Below are 26,604 nucleotides of genomic sequence, written 5' to 3' on the forward strand. Positions count from 1 at the left end.
CCGCGCCTGCGGGTCCGCCGCCGGGGCTGAGCCCGCTTGCGCCGCCGGCCGCCTCGTCCGGTCCGGGCGGGCCTGCCGCCGCGCCGCCCGTACCGTCGGCGCCGTCCGCGCCCGGTGCGCCGTCGGGGCTGTCCGCGCCGACTCCCTCAGCGGCGCCATCCGATTTCTCCGCGCCATCCGGCTTCCCTGCGCCGCCTGCCCCGCCGTCCGGCCTCTCTGCGGCCCCGGCCGGGTCATCCGGTCTCTCCTCGCCACAGCCGCCGGCAGCCTCGTCCGGCCTGTCCGCTCCGGCACCGTCGGGCCTTTCCGCGCCGCCGCCCACCGCGCCGCCGGGGTCTTCCGCGGCTCCGCCGGCCGGCCCTGCGGGTCCGTTGGGGGGCCCGCCGGCCGCGCCCTCGGGCCTATCGGCGGCCCCGCCGGTTGCGCCGTCGGGTCAGCCCTCGCCGCCACCTGCGGGCGCGCCGTCGGGTCTGTCGCATCCCGGGGCGGGTGGCCCCTCCTTCACAACGCCCGGCTTCACGGAGTCCGGCGGCCCCGAGCCCACCGGTCAACCGGGCTGGGACGGCCCGGGCCGGGGCGCCCCGCAGTCCGGGCTGTCGGGCATCACCGGCGGCTCCCCGGCGGCACCACTGCACGGCGGAGCGCCGGTCACGGGATGGGATCCCGCGGCCGCGCCGGCCGGTGGCCCGCAGGAGCGCACCGGAGCCCCGGCCGAACCGGGCCCGGTGAACGGGGCGGCCGGTCCGGCCGCGCCGCGCGAGAGCGGTTCCACGCCGTCGGGATTCGCGCCGGGCAGCCGAGCGGACGCCGGGCCCGGCTGGGCACCACCATCGACGGACTGGCCCGCCACGGGAACGCAGACGGGCGGGGCCCCCGCCGCGCCGCACGGCGGGGCGGCGCACCCGTCCTCGGGTCCGCTCAACCCCCCGGGAGGTGGCTCCCGGCCGGTGCCCGGCGGGGCCACACCGGCCGTGCCGCCGACGCTTCCGCCGGACTTCGATCCGCTTCTGCTCGGACCGCCGATCTACGTCCAGCAGAACCGGCCCCTCGACGCGCCGCAGTTCACTCCCTCACGTCCCCGGACCGACCAGCCGGGCGGCGTCCCCGGCGGCCAGGGTGCAGCGCCCGGGCAGGCGGGCGTGACGGGACAACCGGGTCAGCCCGGCCCGGCCGGGCAGGCCGCCGCGCCCGCGCCCGCCGAACCCACGGTCGGAACCGGACCGGCGGCGGGCCACCCGGAGCCCGCGCATGGCGCGGCCGGCCAGGCCCAGGACCGCCCGCCCGTCGATCGCCCGGACCAGTCGGCCGCGCCCGGAGCCCAGCCGGGTGGCCTGCCGGGAGCCCAGCCCCCGGCCCGGCCACCGCTGGAACCCCCGCAGCTCGGTCAGCCTCAGCTCGGTCAGCCTCAGCCCGGGCAGCCCCAGCTCGGTCAGCCTCAGCTCGGGCAGCCTCAGCCCGGGCAGCCCCAGCTCGGTCAGCCCCAGCCCGGGCAGCCCCAGCCCGGGCAGCAGCCGCAGCTCGGGCAGCAGGCGCCCGCTGGACCGGCGGCAAGCGGTGCCGGGCTGGAGCCTCCGCAGCTGGGCCAGCAGAACCGCCCACCGCTGGCGGGTCACGCGGGCGGCCCACCGCCGCTCGGACCGCAGAATCAAGGTCAGGAGCCGGCCCCGCAGCCGGGTCAGAACCGGCCACCGCTGCAGCCCCCGCAGATGGGGCAGAGTCGGCCGCCGCTGGAGGCCCCACAACTGGGTCAGAACCGGCCGCCGCTGGAGGCGGGCCAGGCCGGCCAGGCGAGCCAGGCGGGGCAGCGCAACCGGCCGCCGCTGGCGGGCCAGGGCCCCGCGCGGCCGCCGCTGGAGCCGCCGCAGCTCGGCCAGCACAATCCTCCACCGCCGGGACAGGCCGCCATGTCGGGGCCCGGCCCGGAGGGCGCGCCCCAGCCGCCGCAGCCCTGGGGGCAGCCGTCCGCGGGTGGACCGTCCGGTGGCACCGGCCCGGCCGCGTTCGGCACGAGCGCCGGCCAGCCACCTTCACCGGGCACGGCCGCGAACCCGCTCCAGGGCACGGGCCCGACCCAGTCGCTGGGCCCCATCCCGACCCCGGCCGCTCTGCAGACACCGGGCCAGGGACCCGCCGTTGCTGGCGCCCCGAGCGGCCTCTCGGCGGCACAGCCGCCCAGCCGGCCGCCGCTGGAGCCACCGCAGCTCGGTCAGCACAACCGCCCGCTGCATGAGGGACCCGCCGGACAGCCGGGCTCCGCGCCCCCGTCCGGATTGTCCGGTCAGGCACCCCTCGGCGGTGAGCCGTCCGGGGCGTCCGGGCCGGGCTCGTCGGGAGGCGGGATGCCGTCCGGGTTGCCGACGCCCGGGTACCCGTCCGGGCCCGCCGCCGCGGGATACGCCGCACCGCCCTCCGTGGGCCCGTCGGGTCAGGCGAGTGGCCTCCCGTCCGGCCTGCCCCAGCCCAGCGGTGGTGCCCAGCCCGGCCCGCCCCAGCCCGGCAGCCTCTACCAGTCCGGCCCACCCCAGCCCAGCGGTGGCCCCCAGTCCGGCCTGCCGCAGCATGGCGGCGGTCCCCAGTCCGGCCTGCCGCATGGCGGCGGTCCCCAGTCCGGGCTGCCGGGCGGGACCCCCGGCGAGCCGGCGCCCGGCGCGGCGGACACCGGCGCTCCGTCGTGGGCGCTGCGCCGCGACGACGACGAGACCACGGGTCGGGACGCCGGCAACTAGGCGCCCCCGCGGAGCGCCCCGACCCCGCGTACGCAGCGGGACGACACGGCCGACCGGACACGCCGGTACAAGTTCCGAAACGGAAACGGCGGGTGGCCCGGACCCGGCCGCCGAGGGCCTGACGAGGCGCAACGGCCGTCCGGGGGCCCGGCCGCCCGGCACGGATCGGCGGCGGCGCATTGCCACGATTCGGTCGATGCGTTTGAGTCAGGCAAGTGGGGCAGTAACGTCGCCCCCGAGGGGCCGATCCGGGGGCGGTGGGGACCGGGCGCTGGGAGGCGCCGGCGGGGCGCTGGCTCCCGCCTCGCCCTCCGGCCGAGGGTGGCTTCGCCGGTCATGGCGGGGCCGCGCGAGGGAGAGACGATGCGCGCACCTGAAGAAGTGCAGACGCTGGAGTGTCCTCCGGCGGATCTCGACGCCGCCGCGGTCGTCTACGCGCGACGGTGGTCCGGCGCGCCACCGGCCGCACGGCAGGCGCTGCGCGAGGAGCTCATCGCGGCGTGCCTGCCATTCGCGGGCCGGCTCGCGCGGCGCTACCGCGGCCGTGGGGAGCCGCTGGAGGATCTCACCCAGGTCGCCCGCCTCGGCCTGGTCAAGGCCATCGACCGGTACGACCCGCGGCGTGGCTCGTTCACCGCGTACGCGGTCATCACCATCACCGGCGAGATCAAACGCCATTTCCGTGACAAGACCTGGGGTGTGCACGTGCCCCGCCGGATCCAGGACCTCAGTCTCGAGGTGGCGCGCGCGTGCACCGTGCTGACGACGCGCCTCTCCGGCAGCCCCACGGTGGCCGAGATCGCCGAGTTCCTGCGGGTCGACGAGGACGCGGTGATCGAGGCGATCGAATCCGCGGCCAGCTATTGCCCGGCGTCACTGAACGCCCCGGTCGGTGCCGGCGACGCGGGTGAACTCGGTGACCTGCTCGGCGGCGTCGACCTGGATCTGGAGGCGGTCGACGACAAGCTGACCGTCGCCGACCTGCTGCTGCGGATGCCGGCCCGCGAACGTCGCATGCTCGCGCTGCGGTTCTACGGCAACCGGACCCAGGCCGAGATCGCCCAGGAGCTGGGTGTCTCCCAGATGCACGTGTCCCGGCTGCTGAGCCGGGCGCTGACCTGGCTGCGGGAGGCGATGCTCCGCGACACCCTGCCGCGGTGGGAGGGCGCCTCGGACGGCGGGCACGACATGCGCGTGTCGGTGGCCCGGGTGCCGGGCGGGCTGACCGTACGGGTGCGCGGGGAGGTGGACCGGGACACCGCCGAGCGGTTCCGCGCGGGGCTGCGGCAGGCCGTCGCGGCGGCGGCCGGCCAGCGGATCGTCGTGGACCTCTCCGGTGTGCCGCTGATCGACGCGGCCGGGCTGGCGGCGTTCGTGGACGCCAGGGCGGCCGCGGCCCGCGCCGAGGTGCCGCTGGTCGTTCGCGGTGCGCAGCCGTACGTGGCCCGCATCCTCGCGGTCTCCGGCCTGGGCCCGACGCTCGCGCCGGACCAGCCGTGACCGCCCCGCCCGGCGCCGGACGGGCGACGCCGGCCGGCATATCGGGCGTCCGGGGCGGGAGTCGGGCGCAATCGGCGGCCGGCATCAAGTACCGTTGCCGGCCATGGGTGTGTCGCAGCGGCTGAAGAGCCGGTTCCGTAAGTTCCTGCAGCGTCCGGGCACCACGGTCGATCTCGCCCCGCTGCGCCGTCGGCTGCCGGACATCGACGCGCGTGAGGAGGCCCTGGCGGCTCTCGACGACGCGGAGCTGACCGCGGCGGCCGCCGAGGCCCACGACTACGTGGAGATCTGCGCGGTCGGCCGGGAGGCCGCGAAGCGGGCGCTGGACCAGCGGCCGTACGACGTGCAGCTGCTCGGCGCCATGGCCCTGCTGTCCGGCAGCGTGGCGGAGATGGCCACCGGTGAGGGCAAGACCCTGACCGCCACCATCGCCGCGTACGGGCACGTCCGGCGGGGCAACGGGCCGGTGCACGTGCTCACGGTCAACGACTACCTGGCCCGCCGCGACGCCACCTGGATGGAGCCGGTCTACACCCTGCTCGGCCTCACCGTTGCCTGGGTGACCGAGGCGTCGACCCCGGAGGAGCGCCGCGAGGCGTACGCGTCCGACGTCACGTACGTGTCGGTGAGCGAGGCGGGCTTCGACTACCTGCGCGACCAGTTGGTCACGGACCTGGCGGACCGGGTGCAGGGCGAGTTGGCCACGGCGATCGTCGACGAGGCCGACTCGATCCTGATCGACGAGGCCCGGGTGCCGATGGTGCTGGCCGGCAGCATCCACACCGAGAGCGACCCGGTGCACGAGGCCGCCGACCTGGTCCGCGACCTGCGCCCCGGCAAGCATTTCGAGGTGGCCGAGGACGGCCGCAGCGTCGCGTTCACCTCCGCGGGTCTGGCCGAGGTCGAGCGCCGGATGGGCCTCGATCTGTACGCGCACGAGAACGTCGAGCAGCTCTCCGCGGTCAACGTGGCGCTGCACGCCAGGGCCCTGCTGCGCCGCGACGTCGACTACATCGTGCGCAACGGCTCGGTCGAGCTGATCGACGAGATGCGCGGCCGGGTGGCGCAGCGCCGCCGCTGGCCGGACGGCCTGCAGGCCGCCGTGGAGGCCAAGGAGGGCCTGTCCGCCACCGCCGAGGGCGAGGTCCTCGACACGATCACCGTGCAGGCGTTCATCGCGTCCTACAAGACGGTGTGCGGGATGACCGCGACCGCGGTGCACGTGGGTGAGCAGCTGCGCGAGTACTTCAAGCTCGAGGTCGCGGTGATCCCGTCGAACGCCGAGAACATCCGCATCGACGAGCCGGACCGGATCTACTCGGCGCACGACATGCGTGATGAGGCGCTGGTCGAGGAGATCAAGCTGGCCCACGAGAAGGGCCGCCCGGTGCTGGTCGGCACGGTCGACGTGAAGGCGTCCGAGCAGCTGGCGGCGCAGCTGGCCGCGGCCGGGGTCCCGTCGCAGGTGCTGAACGCGAAGAACGACGCCGAGGAGGCCGCGATCATCGCGGAGGCGGGCGCGCTGGGCGCGGTGACCGTCTCCACCCAGATGGCGGGCCGCGGCGTCGACATCCGCCTGGGCGGCAGCGACGAGAAGGACCGCGACCAGGTGATCGAGCTGGGCGGTCTGTACGTGATCGGCAGCGGCCGCCACGACAGCCGCCGGGTGGACGACCAGTTGCGCGGCCGGGCGGGCCGGCAGGGCGACCCGGGCGGCTCCGTGTTCTTCGTCAGCCTCGAGGACGACCTGGTGGTGCGCCACGCGGGCGACATCCTGCCGGCGTCGCCGCGGATGGACATCGACGGCGTGGTGCACGACGAGACGGTGGACTACGCGGTCGAGCATGCACAGCGGGTCGCCGAGGGCGTCAACCACGAGATCCACCGCAACACGTGGCGCTACAGCGTGGTGATCGAGCAGCAGCGGGTGGCGCTGGCCGAGCGGCGCGAACGGCTGCTCACCAGCGAGGTCGCCGCGATCATGCTGCTGGAGCGGTCCCCGGAGAAGGCCAAGGCGACCGATGAGGACATCCTCAGCGACGCCGGCCGGGCCATCGCCCTGTTCCACCTCGACCGGCTGTGGGCCGAGCATCTGGCGCATCTCAACGAGGTCCGCGAGGGCGTGCACCTGCGGGCGCTGGGCAAGCTGGACCCGCTGGACGAGTTCCACCGCGCGGCGGTGCCGGCGTTCCAGACGTTGTTCACCGAGATCGAGCGGCGCACCATCGAGACGTTCGAGGAGGTCGACCTCTCCGACGGGTGGCAGCCCGAGCAGGCGCAGATCGTGCGGCCCAGTGCCACGTGGACGTACCTGGTGCACGACAACCCGTTCGGCTCGGAGCTGGACCGGCTCATCGCGGCGGTGGGCCGCCGTCTCACCTCCAGCGGGCAGTAGCTATCGCGTGTGCCCCGGCCCCGCGCGGTGGGCGGCGAGTACGTCGCCACCGAAGTCGCCGCGCGGGCGGCGCAGCACGGTGTGCGCGTGGTTGCCGTCGTCGGTGGTGTTGTCGTACTCGATGAGCAGGTCGTCGGCCTGGATGCGGTAGTAGTGGCGGCTGCCCGGCCCGGGCGGCCCCTCCCACGCGAAGTGCACGTCCGCGCCGAGGGTGTCCGCGTACGCGGCGGCCAGCTCGTCGGGCAGCCGTCCCAGGTAGAGCGCGACCAGCTGGTCCAGCAGCGCCCGTTCGCCGGGGCGCAGGTCGGCGCGGGGCACCCCGGCCGGTGGGATCGGCCCCGCCGTCGGCGCGGTGCCGCTGCGGATGTCGTACGGTGCCTCGTCGGCGACGACGGCCCGCCGCCGCGTCGCGGGCGTCATGGCCAGCAGCAGCTCGCGCCCGAGGTCCTCCTCGGCGGCCAGCGGCCGCAGCACCACCCGCCCGGCGGTGTCCACCCGGGCCGGGTTGGCGCCCAGGAAGACCGGTGCGGGGGAGACCACGTCGTCGGCCACGGTCATGCTGACCGACAGGTGATGGCCCTCGAACCGCCAGCCCCAGCGGTCCTCGCCGGGGGTGCCGAAGACCACCACCCGGTAGTCCTCGCTGTGCCGCCCCTTGCGCCAGTCCTCCCGGCGATCCAGCACCTCCTCCAGCGCGATGACGGCCATGGCCTGCGCGTACGCGGGCGGGCTCAGGGCGGTGGCCAGCAGCCTGTGCGCGGCCTTGCGGGCGGTCACGCCGAGATCGGCCAGGCTGAGCCCGGGGCGTGGTTCGGGCCGGTACTCGAGCCAGCGGCGGGCCGCGTCGTCGAAGGTCCGGGCCGCCGCGGCCTCCTGCTCGTCGGTCAGCTCGGCCAGCAGCGTGTCCGCTGAGGCGCGCATCTCGTAGGCGAGGATCATGTCGGTACTCCCGTGGCCGCGGCGCGGTGCACGGCGCGTGTCGCGCATCCCGTGTGAACGCGATCGTTTCGCCGTCCCGCGCGCGGATTATTTCGTCGGCAACCACCTGAGCGTACGATGCCAATCTCGGCCGCACATTCGCGGAACGCGCGGATGTGACGTGCGGCGCGCCTGCGCGTGGGCCGGCCGCGTCCCGGCCGGGGTGCTCGCACGGCCATTTCTCACCTGCGCTGACGTGCACTGCGGCGGGCAAACGCCGGGAGAGGCGCGCGCGGCGGCCCGTCGGCCGCCGGTGGCGGGCGCCGTGGCGGCTCCCCACGGGAACCTGTCCCGCGTACCCCCTCATTGTGCTGGGCAAACCTGCCGGAGAGCGTGTTCTTCGGCCGAGCCGGGCCGACGCACGGCGGGGCGGCGGGGTGCGGCAGGTGGTACGCATCGTAAGATGGCCATCACTGCCTGGGTGGCGAGCGCCGTCGCGCCACGGTAGTTTGACGTGAGGAAAACTGTTCTTTCCCGAGGACTCCAACGAATGGATGCATGCTGTTAACCCGTGACGGGAATCGCATTTCCAGTGCGGAAATCTCTCATGTGGAACGACCTTCCCACACTGTGGTTGCCGCCTTGACCGGACAACCCGCGAACCGACAATATCGACCCCGTTTACGAATGTATTATTTCGTCTGCCGCTGCGGGGTGCGGCCTATCCGTATCGCAATTGGGGGGCATTCATGCCGGTCACGGCACTGTCGGCACGCGCCGGGCGGCGCGGTTCGCACGCGACGGGAGCGAGGAACGTCGCGACGATCCGCCGTACTCCGACCGCGCTTGCGGCCGATCCCGCGCTGACCGTCACTCTGGCGATCCCGCTCACCGACGAAGGGCTCACGCCGCAGGCCCACCGCCTGCTCGACGCCGTCCGCGAGCTCGTCGAGCTCGGTCAGGGCGCCGTCTCCGTCGCGCCGCCGGATCCCGATCCCGCGCTGCCGGTCTCCGCGCACAGCGGGCCCGAGCTGCGCCTGCTCACCGCGTCCCGGCAGGTGATGCTGGACGGTGAGGTGCTGCCGCTCACCCGGCTCGAGTTCGACCTGCTGCTGTTCCTGGCGGAGAACCCGCGCCGGGTCTTCAGCCGGACTCAGCTGCTGTCGGCGGTCTGGGGCTACGAGCACACCGGCGAGCGCACGGTCGACGTGCACGTGCGGCGGCTGCGGGTGAAGCTGGGCGGCAACGTTCCGCTGATCACCACGGTCTACGGCGTCGGGTATCGCCTCTCCGACGAGGCCCGCGTCGTGGTGCAGCCGCAGGACTGAGCCCGCCTGGTGGTGCCGCCGCACGACTGAGTCCGCGCGGTGACGCTGCCGCAGGACTGAGTCCGCGTGGTGCTGATGCAGGGCTGACGGACGCGCGGTGACGCTGCCGCAGGGCTGACGGACGCGCGGTGACGCTGCTGCGGACCGCGACGTGCGCGTGGCTATCGTGGCCGCATGCGTGCGCGTCCGGTGTCCACCGCCGCCCTGGTCGAGGAGCTGGCCGACCGTCTTGCGGCCACGGCTCCCGGCCGGTGGCTGCGGGTGGGTCTGGACGGTGCTCCGGCGGCCGGTCCGGCGGAGCTGGCAGACGCTCTCGTCGGCCCGTTGCGGCTGCGGGGGCGGCCCTCCGTCCGGATCAACGCCGAGGACTTCCTGCGACCCGCGTCGCTGCGCCTGGAGTTCGGCCGGACCAACCCGGACTCGTTCTACGCCGGATGGCTGGACGAGGCCGGGTTGCGCCGGGAGGTGCTCGACCGGGCCGGGCCGGGCGGCAGCGGCCGGGTCGTGACCCGGCTCTGGGACACGCGTACGGACCGGTCGGCGCGCGAACCGTACCGTCCGCTGCCCACGGCCGCCGTCGTACTGGTGAGCGGGCCGCTGCTGCTCGGCGGCGCCCTGCCGTTCGATGTCGCGGTGCATCTGTCCCTGTCCCCGGCCGCGCTGGCCCGGCGGACGGCGCCCGAGCTGCGCTGGACGCTGCCCGCCTACGCCCGCTACGACGCCGAGGTCGATCCCCGCTCCTTCGCCGACGTCGTCGTCCGGGTGGACGACCCGCGCCACCCCGCCGTGCTGCTCGATTCGGCCTGAATCCCGGTACGCGGGATCGGATGCATCGCCGCAAACCCGCTCTGACCTGCGACGCGAAAGCATCCTCGTGCAGTCCGTGGCGGTTTCGAGCACTGACAGTTATGCTCCGATTACTTTTCAGCGAAGATCCCCGTTTGGGATCTTCCGCGGTGGGTATCAGCCGGCTTCACGGAGGCCACGCCGGCCCGGGGGACCCCACCGGCAGGGGCAGGGGCAGAGCAGACCGGCAGGGTCACAGGCGAAGGGCAGGGGGAGCGCATGCTCGTCAACAGCACGGTGATCGCGGGGAAGGGTGCGGAGACCACCACGGGGCGTTCAGCCGAGGAGGTCGAGCAGATCCGGACCGTGCTGCGGTCCCGCTACGAGGATCTCCACTCCGAGTACGAGGACGCCGTCGCCGAGAACCAGAAGCTGCGCCTCGTCGAGATCGGGGACGCCGCCGGCGACGACCAGGCCGACAGCGGTTCCAAGACCGCGGAACGCGACGCGGCCACCTCTCTGCTGCGTACCCTGCTCGACCGTCGGATGCAGGCAGAACTCGCGTTGCAGCGCCTGGAGGACGGGACGTACGGCTACTGCGAGGGCTGCGCCAACCCGATCCCGGTGGCCCGCCTCGAGGTCTTCCCGTCGGCCACCACCTGCGTGAGCTGCAAGTCCAACCGCGAGCGCCGCGCGGGTTGACCCTGCCGACGGTCCGTCGCCCGCTCGGGCGGCGGACCGGCCGCTTCCTCCGTTAGCGTGAGCCGATGGGGACGATCGAGGTCGGCACGGCATCGTGGACCGACCGGACTCTTCTCGACTCGGGGTGGTATCCGCAGACCGCGGACACGCCGGAGAAGCGCCTGGCCCACTACGCCCGGCAGTTCCCCGTGGTGGAGGTGGACGCCACCTACTACGGCCCGCCCGCCGAGCAGACCACCCGGCTGTGGGCAGAGCGCACGCCGCCCCACTTCACCTTCAACATCAAGGCGTTCAGCCTGCTCACCGGCCACCCCACCCGGGTCTCCGCGATCTACAAGGACCTGCGCCCGCAGACAGAGAAGAAGAACGTCTACCCGGATGACCTGCCGCCGCAGACGTACGAGGAGATCTGGTCGCGGTTCCTGTCCGCGCTCGATCCGCTGCACGAGGCGGGCAAGCTCGGGGCCGTGCTGTTCCAGTTCCCGCCGTGGTTCGGCATCCGCCGCGCCAACAAGGAGTACCTGCGGGAGGTCGCCGCCCGGTGCAAACCGCTGCGGCCGGTCATCGAACTGCGCAACGCCTCCTGGTTCGACGGGGCGAACCGCAACGAGACCCTCGACTTCCTTCGCGCGTACGGGCTGCCGTTCGTCTGCGTGGATATGCCGCAGGGCCACCGCAGCTCCGTGCCGCCCGTCCTGGCGGCCACCGCGGACCTGGCCGTGGTGCGCTTCCACGGCCACAGCGACAAGTGGACCAGCAAGGACATCCACGAGAAGTACGGCTACCGATACTCCGCCGACGAGCTGGCCGAGTGGGCGCCGAAGCTGCGCGCCCTCGCCGACGGGGCCCAGCACACCCAGGTGTTCATGAACAACTGCTACCGCGACTATGCGCAGACCAATGCGGCGGACCTGCAGCGCCTCCTAGCTGCAGAAACGTGACATCTGCACTAGCGGGCACCTGTGCACATCGGTCCCGGTCTCATCCCGCCCGGGCGCAGACCCGCAGGTCCCGGTCTACGATGCGGCCGCGTGCGAGGCCTGCAGTTTGGCGCGGACGCTCGCGGCGTCGGGCATGTCCAGCTCGGTGAAGGTGTCGAGCGCCTGCTGCCAGGCGTCCCGCGCGGCTGCGGGGTCGCCGGCGGCATCGTGGTTGTCGCCGAGATGGACGAGCGTGGCGGCTTCGTAGTAGCGGTCGTCGAGTTTGCGGTACAGGGCGATGGCCCGGTGGTAGTAGTCGGCCGCCTGGACGTAGTCGCCGAGATGGTGGTGGCTGTAGCCGATGCTGTCCAACGTGGCCGCCACGCCGGGCTCGTGACCGAGCTCTTCGAGCACCACGAGCGCTTTCGAACAGTAGGCCAGGGCCTCGGCGTACTGGCCCAGCAGGCCATGGGTCCAGCCGACGGCGTTCAGGGCGTCGGCCTGCCCACGACGTTGGCCGCTCGCTTCGTACAGGGCGAGCGCCTGCTCGTTGTAGCGGTGGGCCTCTTCCAGGTGGCCCTGGCGTTCCTCGAGGTAGCTCAGGTGAAGAACGGTCCGGGCGGCGCCGGTCAGGATGCCGGTCTCGGTGAACAGGTCGAGAGCCTGCCGGAGGTGGGGCTGTGCCGCGGCGTACTGGTTGAGGTGGAGGTGGGCGCGGCCGAGATAGCGATGGGCATCGGCTCGTGCGGCCGGGTTGTCGAGCCGCTTTCCGGCCTGCGCCGCGTACTGCCAGGCCGTTATCTGCTCGCTGCGAAGACCTTCCCGATCCAGGAAGGTGTCGAGGGCCCACGCCAGCAGCCAGCTGTAGGTATCCCGCCCGGTGGTGTCCGCGTGCGACTGGGCGGCCGTGAGGTTGCGCTGTTCGGATCGCAGCCAGGCGTTCGCCTCGTCGGCGTTGGCGAACCGTTCGGGGTGACTGTCGGGATCCGGCGTGGCGAGCGGCAGCTCGCTGGGGTTGCGAAGAGGGAACAGGAGCTTGTCGGCGGCGCATGCGGAATGGAGATAGTGGTCCAGCATGCGCCCGAGGGCACCGTGTCTGGCCCGGTCGTCGTCGTGCTCCTGGACGAGTTCGGCGGCATAGGCGCGCAGGAGATCATGTGAGGTGTACCGGCCGGGTACGTACTCGGTGAGCAGGTTCGCTCTGGCGAGCTCGGTCAGTAGCCGGCGGGCTTCCCGCGGCGGGCAACCGGCCATGCTCGCACCCACGGCCGCTGACATGTCCGGGCCGGGATGGAGGCCGAACAGGCGGAACAAGGCGGCCGCCGGTGGTGTGAGTTCGCGGTACGACCAGGAGAACACGGCCCGGATCCGGCTGGTGGGATCGCCCGCGTCCAGCGTCTCCAGGAGCCGATCGTGCTTCTCCAGCTCGCCCGCGACCGCGGCGAGCGGAAAGCCGCTCTGTTCAGCACGCGCGGCGGCGATCGCGATCGCGAGCGGCAGCCGGGCACATGCCGCGATGATGCGGTCGACCGCCTCCGGCTCGGCCGTGATCCGGCCGGTGCCCAGCCGCCGCTCGAGCATCGTCCGAGCCTCCTCGGTCGACAGCGTGTCGAGCACTATCGGCCGGGCGCCCTCGGTGGCGACCAGCGGGGTGAGCTGGTTGCGGCTGGTCACCACCGCCAGTGCGGTGGATGTCCCGGGCAGCAGCGGGCGCACCTGCTCGGCGTCGCGGGCATTGTCCAGCACGACCAGGACGCGCCGGCCGGCGAGCAGGCTGCGGTACAGGGCGGCCTGCGCGTCCAGCGTTGCCGGGATCTTCTCGACCGGCACGCCGAGGGCGCCGAGGAAGTCGCACACGGCCTCCGACGGAGTCGCGCGGTGCTCGTCGGGGCCGAAGCCGCGGAGGTTGACGTACAACTGCCCGTCCGGAAACCGCTTGGCGACGCGGTACGCCCAGTGCACAGCGAGCGCGGTCTTCCCCACACCCGCGGTGCCGGACACGGCGGAGATGAGTACGGCGGTCGGCTGCTCGGACCCGGCAGCCAGCACGGCATCGAGCCGGTCGAGTTCGGCGTCGCGGCCGGCGAATCCGTGCACGTCGACGGGCAGTTGCGCGGGCACGGGAACGGCCGGCGGCTGCCCGGGCAGGCCGAGGTCGCCGCGCAGGATCGCCAGATGCAGCTGCTGCAGCTCCGGTCCCGGATCGACACCCAGCTGCTCTGCCAGCCGCTGCCGGATGGCGGCGTACCACTCCAGTGCCTCTGCGGCACGGCCGGCGCCATGCAGAGCCCGCATCAGTTGACCGACGAACCGTTCCCGCAACGGGTACTCGGCGGTCAGCGCGGTCAGCTCGGCGATCACCTCGCCGGGTCGCCCATCCGCCAACTCGGCCTCGATGGCGAGCTCGACGGTGGCGACCCGTTTTTCGGCCAGCGCCGTACCGATCCGGTCGCGGAGCCGTTCCGAGGCCACGTCGGCGAGCAGCGGGCCACGCCACAGCGCCAGCGCCTGCCGAAGGGTCGCCGCTCGTTGTGCGGGGGCGGACATTCTGCCCGCCTCGTCCACCAGGCTGTGGAAGCGGTGCACGTCGATGGTCTGCCGGTCCACGTCGGCTCGGTAGCCGCCGTCGCCGCTGATCAGCCGGAACCCCCACTCTCCGGTGCCGTCCCGGTCGAGGCGAGCCCGGAGCCGTGACACATGGGTGTGGAGGTTGGCGCGCGCCGCGGCCGGTGGGTCCTCGTCCCACAACAGATCGACAAGTCGCTCGACGGGCACCACAGAGCCGGCCTCGAGCAGCAGCACGGCGAGCAACGCTCGCTCGCGCCGTCGTCCCAGCTCCAGGCGACGGCCGTCCTGGTCCGCCTCCATCCGACCGAGCAGGCGGAAATCCATACGCGTAACCCTAACGATGAGCGTCAAGGTATTTGGCAAGGGTGGTGGAAAGCGCGGGACGGGAGTCTTCCATCGCCGTAAGGGCGGCGAGATCATCACGGGGGGTCGCGCAAACGGCACGGTGGGTAGCCGCTGGAGGGCCGACGGTGATCGGGCGCAGGTGTCATGCCTGGACGTTCCCGGATGCCGTCGGCTCCGGCTCCCCGACGGACGGGGGCTGCGTGGTCGGCCGGGCAACCCGGTCGTCGTCACCGGTGGCCGGTGCGGCATTCGCTACCGGGGGAACGCCCGCCGAGCGCATGCCAGGAACGCCCGTACCGCTGGTCCCGGCGCGGGCTTCCAGACCAGCGTGAGCAGCGCGGGCGTTTCGACGTCGGCGATCATGTGGGCGTGGAGACGGTCGTGGTACCGCTCGGCCATCGACTCGCTGAGGATGCCGATCCCGAGTCCCCGGGCGGCCAGATCCGCGATGGCGTCGGCGGCGCTGGCCTGCGCCGCGATGACCGGCTGACGGTCCTGAGCTGCGCAGGCGCGGTCCAGCACCGTACGCAGGCCGGTGCCGGGTGGCATGCAGACGATCGGCTCGGCGAGCACGTCGCGCAGCCGTACGCGGGGGCGCCCCGCCAGCGCGTGCCCGGGCGGGACGACGGCGACCAGTCGCTCGCTGGCGACCGGCCACACGTCCAGGCCGGCCGGCGGTGCGGCCGTACCGATCAGCGCCACGTCGGGCTCGCCCGCGCCCACCTGCGCGACCAGCCGGTCCGAGCTCTCCTCGCGCAGCGAGATCTCCACCCCGGGATGCGTTTCATGGAATTCGGCGAGCGCGTGGAAGAGCGGCCCGATCGTGCAGCCGGTGACCATCCCGACGGTGAGCCGGCCGCGGATGACGTCGGTGACCTCGCCCACCGCCTGCCGGACCGCCCCGGCGGCGGCCAGTACGGTGCGGGCGTGCGCGAGTGCCGCCTTCCCGGCGACCGTGAGCGTGGCGGTGCGCGCCGACCGGTCGAACAGTTCGGCACCCAGCTCGCGCTCCAGCTGCCGGATCTGGGCACTGACCCCGGACTGGCTGATGTGCACACGTCGGGCGGCGCGGGTGAAGTTGCGCTCCTCCGCGACGGCCACGAAGTATTCGAGCTGCCGGAGTTCCATCGCTGCTGATTCTAGCTTCCAGCTGAACCATCTGTTGGACTCATGGGCTTCCGACCCGCAGGCTGGGTGGGGAAAGGAGACATGACATGCCCGAATACGAGAAGGCCATGCGGCCCGAGGACATCACCCGCCTGTTCGTCGAACGGTCCAACGCGGGCGACGCCGCCGGCGTCGCCGCGCTCTACGAACAGGACGCGGTGCTGGCGTACCCGCCGGGAAGTCAGACGGTCGGCCGGGAAGCGATCCGCGCGCTGTGGGAGAAGGTGCTGGCGGGCCGCCCGCACTTCACACCGGAGCCACCGCTGCCGACGCTGATCAGCGGAGACCTCGCACTCACCGCTACCCCGCCCACCGACGGTGCCGGCGCCCGGGCGCAGGTGGTACGCCGACAGCCGGACGGCAGCTGGCTGCGGGTGCTGGACCAGCCCGAATTCGTACCCGTCAACCGCGCCTGAGCGGGGGCCCGGGCCGCCGCGAGCACGGTCGGGCTACGGGGCGGAAACCACCGCCCCCATCCCACCCAGCAGGAAGGCCAGCGTCCACGCTGCGGCGAACAGATAGCCCAGGACCAGCCCGGCGACCGCTATGCCCCGGCCACCCAGGGCCCCGTCCCTCGTGACACGCAGGCCCTGATGGCCCAGCACGATCGCGGCCAGGCACGGCAGCCCCAGCAGGTACCAGCCGCCCACCGCCCCCACGATGCCGAGCGCCATCGCGGCGGTCGCCGTCCCGGCGGTGGGCGGCTTCCGCGCCACCGCCGGCCCCGGCGTGACGGGGCCGAATCCCGATGCGTCTGGGCGGGGGCCGGGCGGTGGCGAGCCGGGCACCACCGGCACCGGATAGGCGTACCGGGTGCGCTCCAGGTCGAGCGGCGGCTGGTAGGTCACGGTCGGGCTCCGTCCGGCTGGACGTGACCCGGAAGGGCGGCCGGCCCCCAGCCCAGAACCGGCCGCCCGCCCACTGTGGTCGTTGCGACGCAACCGGCAAAGCCCTGGAGGACCGTTCGGGATGATCGGCTGCCCGATCAACCGCGATGGTCACGATCACGCGCCAACGTCCGGCAAGGACCGTGCGAGCGGACGAATCCGATCGGCTGGCGCATGCGGCGTGACCTGTCTGATCCACGGACGCGCTCCCAGACTGCGGTCGGGTGACGGCGGCTGCCATTCGCGACGCTACCCCGCGATGACGTCTATCGACCCGGTCGCGGGCTGATGCGCGGGGTGCGGGTGACCTCGATGCCGCGGCGCTGGGCCTGCCGGGCCAGGGCGGCCGCGTCGATCACGGCGGCGCCGCCGGGGTCGTTGTTGAAATAGATGTACGCCGGCAGCCCGGCCAGCCGCTGCGCGACCCGGTCGACCCAGCTCGCCAGCGCCGCCCGCCCGTAGCGCGGCCGCGGGCTGGCCCGCCCCTCGTGCATCCGCAGGTAGCCGAACCCGGCGGTCACCCACAGCGGGGTGACCGGCCGGCCCTGGCGGTCGGCCCAGCACAGGGCGGCGCCGTGCCGGGTGAGCAGGTCGCGGATCTCCGGGGTGAACCACGACTCGTGCCGCGGCTCCACCGCCACCCGCACGTGCGCCGGGAACAGCGACAGCGTCTCGTCGAGGGCGGCCGCGTCGGCCCGCAGGTTCGGCGGCAGCTGCAGCAGGACCGGGCCCAGCTTGTCGCCCAGCCCCTCGGCACGGCTCAGGAACCGGGCCACCGGCTCGGCCGGCTCGCGCAGCCGCCGGATGTGGGTCAGGTAGCGGCTCATCTTCACCGCCACGACGAAGTCGTCCGGGGTCCGCTGGCACCACTGCCGGAAGGTGGTCAGTTCCGGCAGCCGGTAGAAGGCGTTGTTGATCTCCACTGTGGCGAAGTGCCGCGCGTAGTGCTCCAGCCAGAGCCGCTGCGGCAGGCCCGCCGGGTACAGGAACCCGGTCTCGTCGCCGCCGCCGGGTGGCCGCCAGTCCCGGTACTGGAAGCCGGAGGTACCGATCCACCACACGTGCTGACGGATACCCACCGGGACTCCGGCCGAAAGCCGTGCGCCGGGTTGGACGTGCGCCGGGTTAGAAGCGCCGTCGCTGGGTAGATCGAGAACTCGACGGCCCCGGTCGGCGGATGCCCTGGGGCGAGCCTCGAAGGAGATTCCATGCGACTCAGCGACGACGACATCACGGGCGGCAGCCTGGCGGGCGGCGAGGGCGTTGCGGACGGCGGCGCGAACGCGGGCGGCCAGGACGGTGGCGCCGACGGTGGCGCGGTCCGCGGCGGGGAGGGGCCGGCCGACGGCGGCGCGAACCCGGCCGGCAACGACGGCGGCGCGGACGGTGGCGCCGGTGGCGAGGGACCGGCCGACGGTGGCGCCAACCCAGCGGGAACCGACGGTGGCGCCGACGGCGGCGCGTCCTGACAGGCTCGCGGTATGACGACGCAGGAGCCCGGCGGCACTGACTCCCCGGCGCTGGACCTCCCGGCGTTGGCCCGGTGCGTCTCCGTGGAGACGGCGAAGTTCGCGGCCGCGTACTGGGGCCGGTCGCCGCTGCTGTCGCGGGCCGGGGAACTGGCCGGCCCTGACGCGTTCGCGGACCTGCTCGGCGCGGCCGCGGTGGATGAGCTGCTCAGCCGCCGCGGCCTGCGTACGCCGTTCCTGCGGGTCGCGGACCGGGGCACGGTGCTGCCCGCGGGCGGGTTCACCGGGGGCGCGGGCGCCGGCGCGGAGGTCGGCGACCAGGTGCACGACGACAAGGTGCTGAGACTGTACGCGGGCGGCGCCACGCTGGTGCTGCAGGGACTGCACCGGATCTGGCCCCCGCTGATCGACTTCGCCCAGCGCCTCGGCGCGGAGCTTCGCCAGCCGGTGCAGATCAACGCATACCTCACGCCGCCCGGCAATCAGGGCTTCGCCACCCACTACGACACCCATGACGTGTTCGTCCTGCAGGTCGAGGGCAGCAAGCACTGGCGGGTGCACGAGCCCGTGCTGCCGGATCCGCTGGACCGCCAACCGTGGGGTGGCCGCGCCGACGAGGTGGCGGCCACCGCGGAGGGTCCCGCCGCGGTGGACACGGTGCTCAACCCCGGTGACGCCCTCTACCTCCCGCGGGGCTGGCTGCACTCCGCCACCGCCGTGGACGGCCGCAGCCTGCATCTGACCGTGGGCGTACGGGCGTTCACCCGGTACGCGATCGTCGAGGAGCTGCTCACGTTGGCCGCGGAGGATCGCCGGTTGCGGGCCGGCCTGCCGTTCGGCCTGGACGTGACAGACCCGGACGCGGTCGAGCCCGAGCTGACCGAGACCGTGGAGGCGCTGCGTGACTGGTTGCGTGGCGCCGACCCGGTCGCCGTCGCCGAGCGGCTGCGGTCCCGGTCCTGGCCGGCGGCGCGTCCCGCCCCGATCGGCCCGCTGGCCCAGCTCGACTTCGCCGAGCGGCTCACCGCCGCCGACCGGATCGCCGGTCGTGCCGGGCTGCGCTGGCGGCTGTCCGGTGACGGCGAGCAGGGGGCCGTTCTCCAGCTCGCCGACCGTGTCGTGCGGTTCCCGGCGTACTGTGCGGCCGCGGTCGGGGCCGCACTCGGCGGCGAACCGGTGCGGGTCGGCGACCTGCCCGGCCTGGACGACGACGCGGACCGGCTGGTGCTGGCCCGCCGCCTGCTACGGGAGGGGCTGGCGGTCCCGGCCTGAGGGGGATCGCGGCGCCACCAGGCGCCACAGCTAGCCGCCGCGCAGGATCGCGGCCAGCAGCCCGGCCGTCGCCAGCCCGGCCAGCAGCACGGTGGTGATCGCCGCGGCGTTGAGTTCCGCGCCCCGGCGGTCCGCCACCCGCTTGGCCGCGAACACCGCGACGACCGGCCCCAGCACCAGCGCGATCAACGCCACCACGGGCAGCCCCGCCGCCCAGTCGCCGCCCGCCGCGGTGCCGGCCCAGCGCAGCAGCTGGTACGCCGCCACTCCCAGCAGCCCGCCGATGCCGCCGAAGACCGCGAACACGGTGGTGGTGGCGCCGGTCAGCGGCCGCGCGGGCGGGGTGTACGCGACCTTCGCCGCGACCTCCCGCAGATAGTCGTCGGCGGTCAGTTCGCCCCGCTGGCGGGGGACCGCCGGCTGCGGCACGGTACGGCCGAACCGTTCGGCGGCCGGACCGACCCGGTGCACGAAGTCCGACCACAGCCGGGCCGCCCGGGCGTCGACCTCCTCCAGATCCCGTTGCGCCGCGCGGACCGCCTCCGCCGCCTCGCGGACCGATTCGTCGGCGGCGCGGAGCGCGTCGTCGGCCGCCGTGACCCGCCCCTCGTGCCAGGCCACCGCCTCGGCCCGGTGCGCGCCCGCCGCCGCGTCCAGCGTGGTCAGCCGCCGCAGCACCGCCCGGTACTCGTCGCCGCTCACGGGGCACCGTACGGAATGATCACCTCGGCGCCCCGGTGCACCGAACGGTCGAAGTGCAGGGCCCGCCACGGCCGCGGATACCACACCGGCGCCCCCGCGCCCGGATAGTAGGGGGCCAGCTCGCTGCCGTGCACGTCGAGGGCCACCCAGGCGCCGATGGCGTCGGTGCGCGACCCCTGCCCGCCGAGGGTCTCCCGCAGCAGGGCCGCGCCGCGCCACCAGCCGACGATGTGGATGCGCCGTTCGGGGCCCTGGCGCAGGATCCGCCGCAGCAGTTCCGCCGTACGGGGGCCGCCGGGCGCGGCGTCCACCGCGTACAGGAACAGGAAGTGCGGGCGGTCGGCGGTGAGGTCGGCGTCGGCGGCCGCGGCGGCGTCGTCGAGCAGCCAGCCCACGCTGTCCGGGCCGTACCAGCCGGTGTCGCCGGGCAGGTGGGGGCGCAGCGCGTCGACCGCGGCGGCGGCGTCGGAGTCCAGGCAGGCGACGGAGAAGCGGGCCGCGCCGGGCGCATACTGCGCGGCCAGCGCGCGGGCCGCGGTCCCCAGCACCGCGCACGCCTCGTCCACCCGGGTGCCGAGCACGGCGAGGTTGCGGCCGGGCGCCCGCCGCAGCACGGTACGCGCGGAGCGGGCCGCGACGTCGATCGTCTCGCCGAGCAGCACCACGGGGGTGGCCACAGTGGACGCCGGAGCCAGGCGCGCGAAGTCGGGGCTGTCCGCCAGCCGGGGCACCGCGTCGCCGTCGAACAGCCGCGGCGCGCTCAGCTCGGGCGGCCGGCGGCGCCACAGCCGGTGCTGCAGCGCGCTCCACTGATCCCTGTCGCCCGCGGCCGGCACCCGCACCACCCGGTTCGCCTCGAACGCGCCGGAGTCCGCGTTGACCACGGCGTGGAACCGGGGCAGCGCGTCGGCGGCCGGGTTGGTCTCGGCGAGGATGCGGCGGGCCCGGGGCAGCGCGATCCGCAGCGAGAACTGCGCGACCAGCGCGGGCCGCCCCCACAGCGCCTCGATGCCGGAGACGTCCTGGCTGGCCAGGATCAGGTGGATGCCCTGCGAACGTCCCCGCCGTGCCAGGTCCTCCAGCAGGTCCACGGCCTCGGCGGCCAGGGCATCGCGCCCGGCCAGCAGCACCTGGAACTCGTCGACCACGGCGACGATCCGCGGCCAGTGCCCGTCGGGGTCCTCGGCGCGCAGCTCGGCCAGGTTGGTGACCTCGTGCCGTTTGGCGGCGTCGGCGCGGCGGCGCAGCTCCCCACCCAGGAAACGCAGCAGCGCCAGCCCGAACTCGCGGTCGGTGTTCACGTTGACCCCGACCAGGCGTACGTGGGGCAGCCAGCTCGGGTCGCGCCGGCCGGGCGCGAACCGGGCGAAGGACACCCCCTCCTTGAAGTCCAGCAGGTAGAAGGCCAGTTCGGCGGGGGAGTACCGGGCGGCGAGGGCCCCGATCCAGGCGTAGATCAGGTTGGTCTTGCCGGTGCCGGACGGCCCCGCGATCAGCGCATGCGGGGGGTAGTCGCTCAGCGTCACGGTGACCTGGTTCCCGTGTGGACCGTCGCCGAGCGGAGCGCTCAGCCCGTTCGCCGAGTGCTCGCGCCACTCCTCATCCGGCAGCAGGGTGTCCAGCGCCACCGGGTGCGGTCCTGCCGCTACCTGCTCGGCGATCCGCCGGCTGGTCGCGGTGAGCAGCGCCGCGGGCGGACCCCCATCCAGGCGTACGGGCAGATCGCCGCAGCCGGACAGCCGGGCCGCGCTGTCCCGGGCGGCGTCGATCACCTCGACCCCGGCGGGTGCCTCCCCGACTGCGATGCCGCGCAGCACCAGGTGCACCCCGCAGGCCGCCCCGGTACGCAGCAGCCGGTCGAGCTGCCCGCGTTCCCTGCGCCCCACCTCGTCGCCGCGCCCACCGCCCAGCAGCACCGCGACCCGCCACGGTTCGGGACGGCGCCCGGTGGCGGCGGCCAGCTCGCGCAGCGACGGGTGTTCCCCGGCCAGCACGGTCTCGTTGATCCGCCGCACGTGGTCGACCAGCTCGTCGAGCAGCGCACCCAGCGCGCCCGGCCCGGCGAACGTGAGCACCCCGGCCGTGGCGAGCCCGGCGAACCCGGCCAGCCCGCCGCCCAGCTGTTCCGGGTCGTAGCCGGTGAGCCGTACCGTGCCGGGCGGGGCGGTGCCGAGTGCGCGCAGCAGCAGGCCCGCCACCACGTCGTCGCCGACGGCCGGGTCGCCGCGCACCACTACGTGACCCCGGTCGAGCAGCGGCACCAGCGCCGGCACCTCCCCCTCGTACGGCAGCAGCAGGCGGCCCACCCGCAGCTCGCTCGCGGGAACGCCGGGGGTGGGCGCCCAGTCCGGCCACGGCGCGCCCGCCGCACCCGGCGCGCCGCGGCGTCCCGCGTCGGCGGCCGCCCCGGCCAGCGCGGCGAGGTCGTCGTGGTGCTGGTGGTCGATGTCGCGCAGCCGGGTGTCGCGTTCGACCGCCAGCCGGACCTTCTGCGCCTCGGCGGCGGCGGCGACCCGGTTGCGCCGTTCGACGGCGGCGAGGTGGCGGTGCCGGGCGGCGTCCAGTGCGGACTGTGCGGCGCCGAGCGCGTGCGCCAGCCCGGCCCGTACGTCGAGCACCTGCTGGGTGGTGGACTCAGCCATCGGTGTCGCGGGGGCGCAGCGGTTCCGGGGCCGACGGCGACAGGGCCGCCGGGTCGCGGCCGAGGCGGGCCAGCAGCACGCCGGTCAGCACGCCGGAGGTGACCGCGGTGTCGGCCGGGTGCGGCTGGCCGGGGTCGGGGGCGGGGGCGCGGCAGACGCGGGCCAGCAGCGTGTCGAGCACGTCGGGCGCGACGCCGGGCAGCAGGCTGCGGACCGGTCCGGCGGCCGCGCTGCGCAGCCGGTCGAGGTCGGCGGGCCGGGGTTCGTGGCCGAGCAGGTCACCCGCGAGACGGTGCAGCACGGGCGGGGTGACCGCGGACAGCGCCAGCCCCGAGGAGGCGTTCACCGCGTGCAGGTCGCGGCCCAGCCGGGCCCGGTCGCCGCTGCGGACCCCGGCGGCGACCCGGCGCAGCAGGTCGGTGGAGTCGGCCGCGGCGGGTTCGGTGTCGCGTTCCGGTGCCTGCCCGGTCAGTTCCGCCACCCGCTGCTGCCACCAGGGGCCCAGCCGCTGCGGCGGTGCGGCGCCCGCGCCGGGCGCCGGGGGCGGGGCGGCCTCGGTAAGCCCGGCCCGCCACCCGGCCTCCGGACGGGCGGCGTCACCCGCGAGCCCCAGCACATTCAGGTACGCGGCCAGCGCCTCCTGGGCGACCCGCAGCGCGGCGGCGGCGTGCTCGGCGTGCTCTGTCGCGTTGCCCAGCTGCGGCACACCGAGCGGGTCCACGGAGGTCTGCCGCACCCAGTTGAGCAGCTCGGTGGCGGCGCGCAGCCGGGCCATCGCCACGTCGACCAGGCCGGTGGGCAGCTCGTCACCGGCGGCACGCACCTGCGCGCCGAGTTCCTGCAGGATGGACATCGCGGGCTACAGCGTGGCGGTGTAGGTCTGGGCCTGCTCGACCGCGACGAGGGTGGCCGAGAGGCACTCCTCCAGTTGCTGGTCGGCCTGGGACAGGGCGGCGTGCGCGGCGCCGACGGACTCGTTGGCGCTGCCGTCGAGGGCGGCCGCCAGGCTCTGCTGGGCCTCGCCGAGCTTCTCCCGAGCCGCCTGGATCGCCGCCTGCCCCTCGGTGACCTGTTGCAGGGCGGCATCGACGGCCGCTCTCAGCTCGGCGACGCTGGCCACGGCTGCAGCCTCCTGGGGGGTTTGGGGGGTACGCCGCCGCCCAGGATAGTCGTCCCCGATGGGGTGCTCGTGCCCGCACGCCCGATTCGCGCCACCGGACCGCCGGGGCGGTCGAGCGGTCGGCTTCCGGGAGGTCAGTGCGGGTCGGGGCGGGACGGGCGCGGGTCGGGCCGGGGCAGGGCGGAGGGGCCACGGGTCTCGGCGCCGAGGGCGCTGACGCGGGACCGCAGTTCCCGGTCGGCGGTCACCACGACCACCCGGCGGCCGGGTTCGGCGGCGCCGACCAGGTCCACGATGGTGTCGTCGCCGGAGCCGGGGGCGCGTTCCACCCGTACCGTGTCGGCGGCGGGAATGTCGCGGGCCCTGCCCTCCACCACCAGGACGACCTCGACGGGCGCCGGGAGGTCCGGCAGCCCGGCGGCGGCGAGCGGCGCCAGGCGCTCGCGCAGCCGGACCGCGGCGGCGGCGCGGTCGCGCCACCACCCGTCGGGTACGGAGCCGACGACGTTGGCCCCGTCGACGATCAGCAGCGGTGCGGACATGCCCCCAGCCTCGCACGCCCGGGGGGCCGGGCTACGCCGCCGCGAGCTGGTGGTTGCCGAGCGCGGGATAGTCGACGAGCCATTTCACGTAGCGCGGGTTGCGGGCCACCGCCTCCTGGTACGCCTCCAGCGCCATGCCGATCAGGCGCGGGGCGACCCGGGCGGCGGGGCCGTCCGGGTGCCACCCGAGAACCTGCCGCCAGCGCAGCGGCGCGCCGGCCAGCGGCCGGTGGGTGAGTCCGGGTGGCGGGCGGAAGGTGGGCTGGCAGATGCCGATGGCCCGGCCCATCTCCACCATGTCGACCACGCCGCGCACGTCGATCTCCAGGACCCGGCGCGGGGTGAACCCGGCCCGCGCGCAGGCGGCCGCGAAGCAGTCGGCCATGCAGCCGTCGCCGGTGCCGGCGGCCCACTGCTCGTCGGCGAGGTCGGCCAGGTCGATGTCCTCGCCCTCGGCCCGCGGGTGGCCCTCGGGCAGCAGGATGCAGACCGCGTCCACCGCGATGGTCTGCCACATCAGGCCGTAGTCGGCGGACGGCATCGCGTCGCCGCAGACGCCGACCTGGGCGTAGTCCAGCTTGCCGGCGACGACCATGTTGGCCAGTTCGTCGACGTAGTAGGACGCGTGGGTGGAGATCTGGGCATCGGGCTGGGACTCGGACAGCCGGTGGACGAGGCCGCCGATGACCGGTCCGCCGATGGTGCCGATCCGGTACCGGCTCATGCCCTGGTCGGTGCCGGCCCCCGCCAGCCGGGCTGCCTCGTCCTGCAGGCCCTTCATCGCGGGCAGCAGGACGCGGGCGCGGGACAGCACCAGTTCGCCGAGGGCGGTGGCGCGGGCGCCGCGTCGGTCGCGTTCGAACAGTGGACCGCCGAGGGTCCGTTCGATGCGTTGCAGTTGGGCGGTCAGGGCCGGTTGGGCGAGCCCCAGCAGCGACGCCGCCTTCGTGACGCTGCCTGTCTCGGCGATGGCGCAGACCACCTTGAGATGCCGCAGCTCCAGGTTCATAGCGTGACGGTAGGACGTTCATGGGATCGACGGGAAGACCTTTGGACAGTGAGAGATCCGCTACATATGACAAACGGGTTACACAAATGGACAGATCCGAATAACTAGTGCGCTAGATCCGAACTGTACGTGCAAGATCGGCCACTTTCGGTGTCGCGACCGTCTACTTTGTACGTTGTTTACAGATCCTGCGGATACGCCCGGCGGCATCGACGATCTTCTTGGTGGTGGCCCCGTCCGCGTACACCGGCGAACGGGCAGACGATTGCCGCCTGGTATGAAGGGCCCATGGACGCCACCGCCGACGACGAGGTCGTGGAGATCTGCCGCGACCTGCTCCGGATCGACACCACCAACACCGGTGATCCCCGCACCACCGTCGGCGAGCGCGTCGCCGCCGAGTACGTGGCCGAACGCCTCGACGAGGTCGGCATCGCCTCCGAGCTCCTCGAATCGGCCCCCCGCCGGGCCAACCTGGTGGCCCGCATCCCCGGCGCGGACCCCACGCGCGGCGCGCTGCTGGTGCACGGCCACCTCGACGTCGTCCCCGCCGACGCCAGCGAGTGGTCCGTGCACCCGTTCTCCGGCGCCGAACGCGACGGCTACCTGTGGGGCCGCGGCGCGATCGACATGAAGGACTTCGACGCGATGATGCTGGCGGTCGTCCGCCAGTGGCGCCGCACCGGCGTGACGCCGCCCCGCGACATCGTGCTGTGCTTCACCGCCGACGAGGAGGCCGGCATGGAGTACGGCTCCCAGTGGCTGGTCCGCGAGCATGCAGAGAAGTTCGCCGGCTGCACCGAGGCGATCGGCGAGGTCGGCGGCTTCTCGTACAGCGTCAACGACGACCTGCGCCTGTATCTCGTCGAGACCGCCGAGAAGGGCCTCGACTGGCTGCGCCTGCACGCCCGCGGCCGCCCCGGCCACGGCTCCTTCGTGCACGACGACAACGCGGTCACCGCGCTGGCCGAGGCGGTCGCGCGGGTCGGGCGGCACCGCTTCCCGATGGTGGTCACCCCGACGGTCGCGGCGTTCCTGGAGCAGGTGTCCGACGCGTTCGGCATCGAGCTGGACCCGGCCGAGCCCGAGGTCGCCATCGCCAAGCTCGGCCCGATCGCCAACCTCATCGGCGCCACGCTGCGCAACACCGCCAACCCGACCCGCCTGGACGCCGGATACAAGGACAACGTCATCCCCGGCCGGGCGTCGGCCACGATCGACTGCCGCACCCTGCCGGGGCAGGCCGAGGCGTTCCTGGAACAGTTGCGCGAGGTCATCGGGCCGGACATCGAGATCGAGCACATCTCGCAGCAGGGCGCGGTCGAGACCGGCTTCGACGGTGCGCTGGTCGACGCCATGGCCGCCGCGCTGCGGGCCGAGGACCCGGGCGCGCGGGCGGTGCCGTACATGCTCTCCGGCGGCACCGACGCGAAGGCGTTCCACACGCTCGGCATCCGCTGCTTCGGCTTCGCGCCGCTGCGGCTGCCCGCCGACCTCAACTTCTCCGCGCTGTTCCATGGCGTCGACGAGCGGGTACCGGTGGAGGGACTACAGTTCGGCGTGCGCGTGCTCGACCGACTTCTGCAGACCAGCTGATTTCCATAGT

The 26,604-nt window shown here is 74.2% G+C and carries 23 protein-coding genes; 11 read left to right on the top strand and 12 right to left on the bottom strand.

The features are described from left to right. Window positions 1-1,070 precede the first annotated feature (1,070 nt). Window positions 1,071-1,613 (bottom strand): hypothetical protein, encoded by a 543-nt coding sequence (locus tag ACMCNN_RS11875; protein ID WP_412746238.1) that lies wholly within the window; start codon window positions 1,611-1,613, stop codon window positions 1,071-1,073. A 93-nt stretch (window positions 1,614-1,706) separates the two neighbouring features. Here ACMCNN_RS11875 and ACMCNN_RS11880 point away from each other — a divergent pair, with 93 nt between their 5' ends. From ACMCNN_RS11880 to secA2, 3 genes are all read left to right on the top strand, one after another. Continuing rightward, complete coding sequence (locus ACMCNN_RS11880) at window positions 1,707-2,726, top strand: hypothetical protein (protein WP_412746239.1); 1,020 nt, start codon at window positions 1,707-1,709, stop codon at window positions 2,724-2,726. 363 nt (window positions 2,727-3,089) lie between these two features. Next, complete coding sequence (locus tag ACMCNN_RS11885) at window positions 3,090-4,226, top strand: SigB/SigF/SigG family RNA polymerase sigma factor (RefSeq protein ID WP_412746240.1); 1,137 nt, start codon at window positions 3,090-3,092, stop codon at window positions 4,224-4,226. Between the two features lie 103 nt (window positions 4,227-4,329). Next, window positions 4,330-6,621: an accessory Sec system translocase SecA2 gene (gene secA2 / locus ACMCNN_RS11890; RefSeq protein WP_412746241.1), complete on the top strand. Its 2,292-nt coding sequence runs from the start codon at window positions 4,330-4,332 to the stop codon at window positions 6,619-6,621. Here the strand turns inward: secA2 and ACMCNN_RS11895 are convergent, their stop codons facing one another. Continuing rightward, entirely contained in the window at window positions 6,622-7,560 is a 939-nt protein-coding gene (locus tag ACMCNN_RS11895) for a DUF3500 domain-containing protein (protein ID WP_412746242.1), read from the bottom strand. Window positions 7,561-8,288: 728 nt separating this feature from the next. Between ACMCNN_RS11895 and ACMCNN_RS11900 the strand changes: the two genes are divergently transcribed. From ACMCNN_RS11900 to ACMCNN_RS11915, 4 genes are all read left to right on the top strand, one after another. Further along, window positions 8,289-8,867: a winged helix-turn-helix domain-containing protein gene (locus ACMCNN_RS11900; protein WP_412746243.1), complete on the top strand. Its 579-nt coding sequence runs from the start codon at window positions 8,289-8,291 to the stop codon at window positions 8,865-8,867. Window positions 8,868-9,041: 174 nt separating this feature from the next. After that, window positions 9,042-9,674: a uridine kinase gene (locus tag ACMCNN_RS11905; RefSeq protein ID WP_412746244.1), complete on the top strand. Its 633-nt coding sequence runs from the start codon at window positions 9,042-9,044 to the stop codon at window positions 9,672-9,674. Window positions 9,675-9,932: 258 nt separating this feature from the next. Continuing rightward, the gene (locus tag ACMCNN_RS11910; RefSeq protein ID WP_412746245.1) at window positions 9,933-10,355 is read left to right on the top strand and encodes a TraR/DksA family transcriptional regulator; all 423 of its coding nucleotides are present in this window, start codon (window positions 9,933-9,935) and stop codon (window positions 10,353-10,355) included. A gap of 65 nt (window positions 10,356-10,420) precedes the next feature. Further along, complete coding sequence (locus ACMCNN_RS11915) at window positions 10,421-11,296, top strand: DUF72 domain-containing protein (protein WP_412746246.1); 876 nt, start codon at window positions 10,421-10,423, stop codon at window positions 11,294-11,296. Window positions 11,297-11,371: 75 nt separating this feature from the next. On the opposite strand, the gene ACMCNN_RS11920 is transcribed toward ACMCNN_RS11915, so the two are convergent. Both ACMCNN_RS11920 and ACMCNN_RS11925 read right to left on the bottom strand, forming a co-directional pair. Next, window positions 11,372-14,206, bottom strand: coding sequence for a BTAD domain-containing putative transcriptional regulator (locus tag ACMCNN_RS11920; RefSeq protein ID WP_412746247.1), 2,835 nt, complete (start codon window positions 14,204-14,206; stop codon window positions 11,372-11,374). A 234-nt stretch (window positions 14,207-14,440) separates the two neighbouring features. After that, window positions 14,441-15,316 (bottom strand): LysR family transcriptional regulator, encoded by an 876-nt coding sequence (locus ACMCNN_RS11925; protein WP_412746248.1) that lies wholly within the window; start codon window positions 15,314-15,316, stop codon window positions 14,441-14,443. 107 nt (window positions 15,317-15,423) lie between these two features. Here ACMCNN_RS11925 and ACMCNN_RS11930 point away from each other — a divergent pair, with 107 nt between their 5' ends. Next, window positions 15,424-15,771 carry a YybH family protein gene (locus ACMCNN_RS11930; protein ID WP_412747144.1) on the top strand — a complete coding sequence of 116 codons (348 nt, stop codon included), beginning with the start codon at window positions 15,424-15,426 and terminating at the stop codon, window positions 15,769-15,771. A gap of 33 nt (window positions 15,772-15,804) precedes the next feature. Here the strand turns inward: ACMCNN_RS11930 and ACMCNN_RS11935 are convergent, their stop codons facing one another. Together ACMCNN_RS11935 and ACMCNN_RS11940 are read right to left on the bottom strand one after the other, a co-directional pair. Further along, window positions 15,805-16,203 carry a DUF4190 domain-containing protein gene (locus tag ACMCNN_RS11935; protein WP_412746249.1) on the bottom strand — a complete coding sequence of 133 codons (399 nt, stop codon included), beginning with the start codon at window positions 16,201-16,203 and terminating at the stop codon, window positions 15,805-15,807. A gap of 305 nt (window positions 16,204-16,508) precedes the next feature. Further along, window positions 16,509-17,321 carry a DUF72 domain-containing protein gene (locus tag ACMCNN_RS11940; protein ID WP_412746250.1) on the bottom strand — a complete coding sequence of 271 codons (813 nt, stop codon included), beginning with the start codon at window positions 17,319-17,321 and terminating at the stop codon, window positions 16,509-16,511. A 129-nt stretch (window positions 17,322-17,450) separates the two neighbouring features. Here ACMCNN_RS11940 and ACMCNN_RS11945 point away from each other — a divergent pair, with 129 nt between their 5' ends. Continuing rightward, window positions 17,451-17,711 carry a hypothetical protein gene (locus ACMCNN_RS11945; RefSeq protein WP_412746251.1) on the top strand — a complete coding sequence of 87 codons (261 nt, stop codon included), beginning with the start codon at window positions 17,451-17,453 and terminating at the stop codon, window positions 17,709-17,711. A gap of 12 nt (window positions 17,712-17,723) precedes the next feature. Continuing rightward, window positions 17,724-18,983, top strand: coding sequence for a cupin domain-containing protein (locus tag ACMCNN_RS11950; RefSeq protein WP_412746252.1), 1,260 nt, complete (start codon window positions 17,724-17,726; stop codon window positions 18,981-18,983). Window positions 18,984-19,013: 30 nt separating this feature from the next. Here ACMCNN_RS11950 and ACMCNN_RS11955 read toward each other — a convergent pair whose 3' ends face one another. The 6 genes from ACMCNN_RS11955 to ACMCNN_RS11980 all read right to left on the bottom strand — a co-directional run bounded on the left by ACMCNN_RS11955 (window position 19,014) and on the right by ACMCNN_RS11980 (window position 24,998). Next, window positions 19,014-19,685 carry a hypothetical protein gene (locus ACMCNN_RS11955; protein ID WP_412746253.1) on the bottom strand — a complete coding sequence of 224 codons (672 nt, stop codon included), beginning with the start codon at window positions 19,683-19,685 and terminating at the stop codon, window positions 19,014-19,016. Beyond that, a complete protein-coding gene (locus tag ACMCNN_RS11960; RefSeq protein WP_412746254.1) occupies window positions 19,682-22,327 on the bottom strand; it encodes an FtsK/SpoIIIE domain-containing protein in 2,646 nt (881 codons plus the stop codon). The genes ACMCNN_RS11955 and ACMCNN_RS11960 overlap by 4 nt, the downstream gene beginning before the upstream one ends. Beyond that, window positions 22,320-23,180, bottom strand: a complete 861-nt coding sequence (locus tag ACMCNN_RS11965; protein WP_412746255.1) for a hypothetical protein — start codon at window positions 23,178-23,180, stop codon at window positions 22,320-22,322. Before ACMCNN_RS11965 ends, ACMCNN_RS11960 begins: the two co-directional genes overlap by 8 nt. Before the next feature lie 6 nt (window positions 23,181-23,186). Further along, window positions 23,187-23,447 (bottom strand): hypothetical protein, encoded by a 261-nt coding sequence (locus tag ACMCNN_RS11970; protein ID WP_412746256.1) that lies wholly within the window; start codon window positions 23,445-23,447, stop codon window positions 23,187-23,189. A 134-nt stretch (window positions 23,448-23,581) separates the two neighbouring features. Further along, window positions 23,582-23,989, bottom strand: a complete 408-nt coding sequence (locus ACMCNN_RS11975) for a hypothetical protein (RefSeq protein WP_412746257.1) — start codon at window positions 23,987-23,989, stop codon at window positions 23,582-23,584. A gap of 31 nt (window positions 23,990-24,020) precedes the next feature. Further along, window positions 24,021-24,998 carry a LysR family transcriptional regulator gene (locus tag ACMCNN_RS11980; protein WP_412746258.1) on the bottom strand — a complete coding sequence of 326 codons (978 nt, stop codon included), beginning with the start codon at window positions 24,996-24,998 and terminating at the stop codon, window positions 24,021-24,023. A gap of 288 nt (window positions 24,999-25,286) precedes the next feature. On the opposite strand from ACMCNN_RS11980, the gene ACMCNN_RS11985 reads away from it, so the two are divergent. Continuing rightward, the gene (locus ACMCNN_RS11985) at window positions 25,287-26,594 is read left to right on the top strand and encodes a M20/M25/M40 family metallo-hydrolase (RefSeq protein WP_412746259.1); all 1,308 of its coding nucleotides are present in this window, start codon (window positions 25,287-25,289) and stop codon (window positions 26,592-26,594) included. Window positions 26,595-26,604 lie beyond the last annotated feature (10 nt).

This window comes from Krasilnikovia sp. MM14-A1004, assembly GCF_047159485.1.
In the GTDB taxonomy this organism is placed as follows: Bacteria; Actinomycetota; Actinomycetes; order Mycobacteriales; family Micromonosporaceae; genus Actinoplanes.

Bases quoted from the DNA above. Each gene is read 5' to 3' on its own strand.
- ACMCNN_RS11880 (WP_412746239.1), top strand. From the start codon at position 1,707: ATGGGGCAGAGTCGGCCGCCGCTGGAGGCCCCACAACTGGGTCAGAAC.
- ACMCNN_RS11885 (WP_412746240.1), top strand. From the start codon at position 3,090: ATGCGCGCACCTGAAGAAGTGCAGACGCTGGAGTGTCCTCCGGCGGAT.
- secA2 (WP_412746241.1), top strand. From the start codon at position 4,330: ATGGGTGTGTCGCAGCGGCTGAAGAGCCGGTTCCGTAAGTTCCTGCAG.
- ACMCNN_RS11895 (WP_412746242.1), bottom strand. From the start codon at position 7,560: ATGATCCTCGCCTACGAGATGCGCGCCTCAGCGGACACGCTGCTGGCC.
- ACMCNN_RS11900 (WP_412746243.1), top strand. From the start codon at position 8,289: ATGCCGGTCACGGCACTGTCGGCACGCGCCGGGCGGCGCGGTTCGCAC.
- ACMCNN_RS11905 (WP_412746244.1), top strand. From the start codon at position 9,042: ATGCGTGCGCGTCCGGTGTCCACCGCCGCCCTGGTCGAGGAGCTGGCC.
- ACMCNN_RS11910 (WP_412746245.1), top strand. From the start codon at position 9,933: ATGCTCGTCAACAGCACGGTGATCGCGGGGAAGGGTGCGGAGACCACC.
- ACMCNN_RS11915 (WP_412746246.1), top strand. From the start codon at position 10,421: ATGGGGACGATCGAGGTCGGCACGGCATCGTGGACCGACCGGACTCTT.
- ACMCNN_RS11925 (WP_412746248.1), bottom strand. From the start codon at position 15,316: ATGGAACTCCGGCAGCTCGAATACTTCGTGGCCGTCGCGGAGGAGCGC.
- ACMCNN_RS11930 (WP_412747144.1), top strand. From the start codon at position 15,424: ATGCGGCCCGAGGACATCACCCGCCTGTTCGTCGAACGGTCCAACGCG.
- ACMCNN_RS11945 (WP_412746251.1), top strand. From the start codon at position 17,451: ATGCGACTCAGCGACGACGACATCACGGGCGGCAGCCTGGCGGGCGGC.
- ACMCNN_RS11950 (WP_412746252.1), top strand. From the start codon at position 17,724: ATGACGACGCAGGAGCCCGGCGGCACTGACTCCCCGGCGCTGGACCTC.
- ACMCNN_RS11960 (WP_412746254.1), bottom strand. From the start codon at position 22,327: ATGGCTGAGTCCACCACCCAGCAGGTGCTCGACGTACGGGCCGGGCTG.
- ACMCNN_RS11965 (WP_412746255.1), bottom strand. From the start codon at position 23,180: ATGTCCATCCTGCAGGAACTCGGCGCGCAGGTGCGTGCCGCCGGTGAC.
- ACMCNN_RS11975 (WP_412746257.1), bottom strand. From the start codon at position 23,989: ATGTCCGCACCGCTGCTGATCGTCGACGGGGCCAACGTCGTCGGCTCC.
- ACMCNN_RS11980 (WP_412746258.1), bottom strand. From the start codon at position 24,998: ATGAACCTGGAGCTGCGGCATCTCAAGGTGGTCTGCGCCATCGCCGAG.
- ACMCNN_RS11985 (WP_412746259.1), top strand. From the start codon at position 25,287: ATGGACGCCACCGCCGACGACGAGGTCGTGGAGATCTGCCGCGACCTG.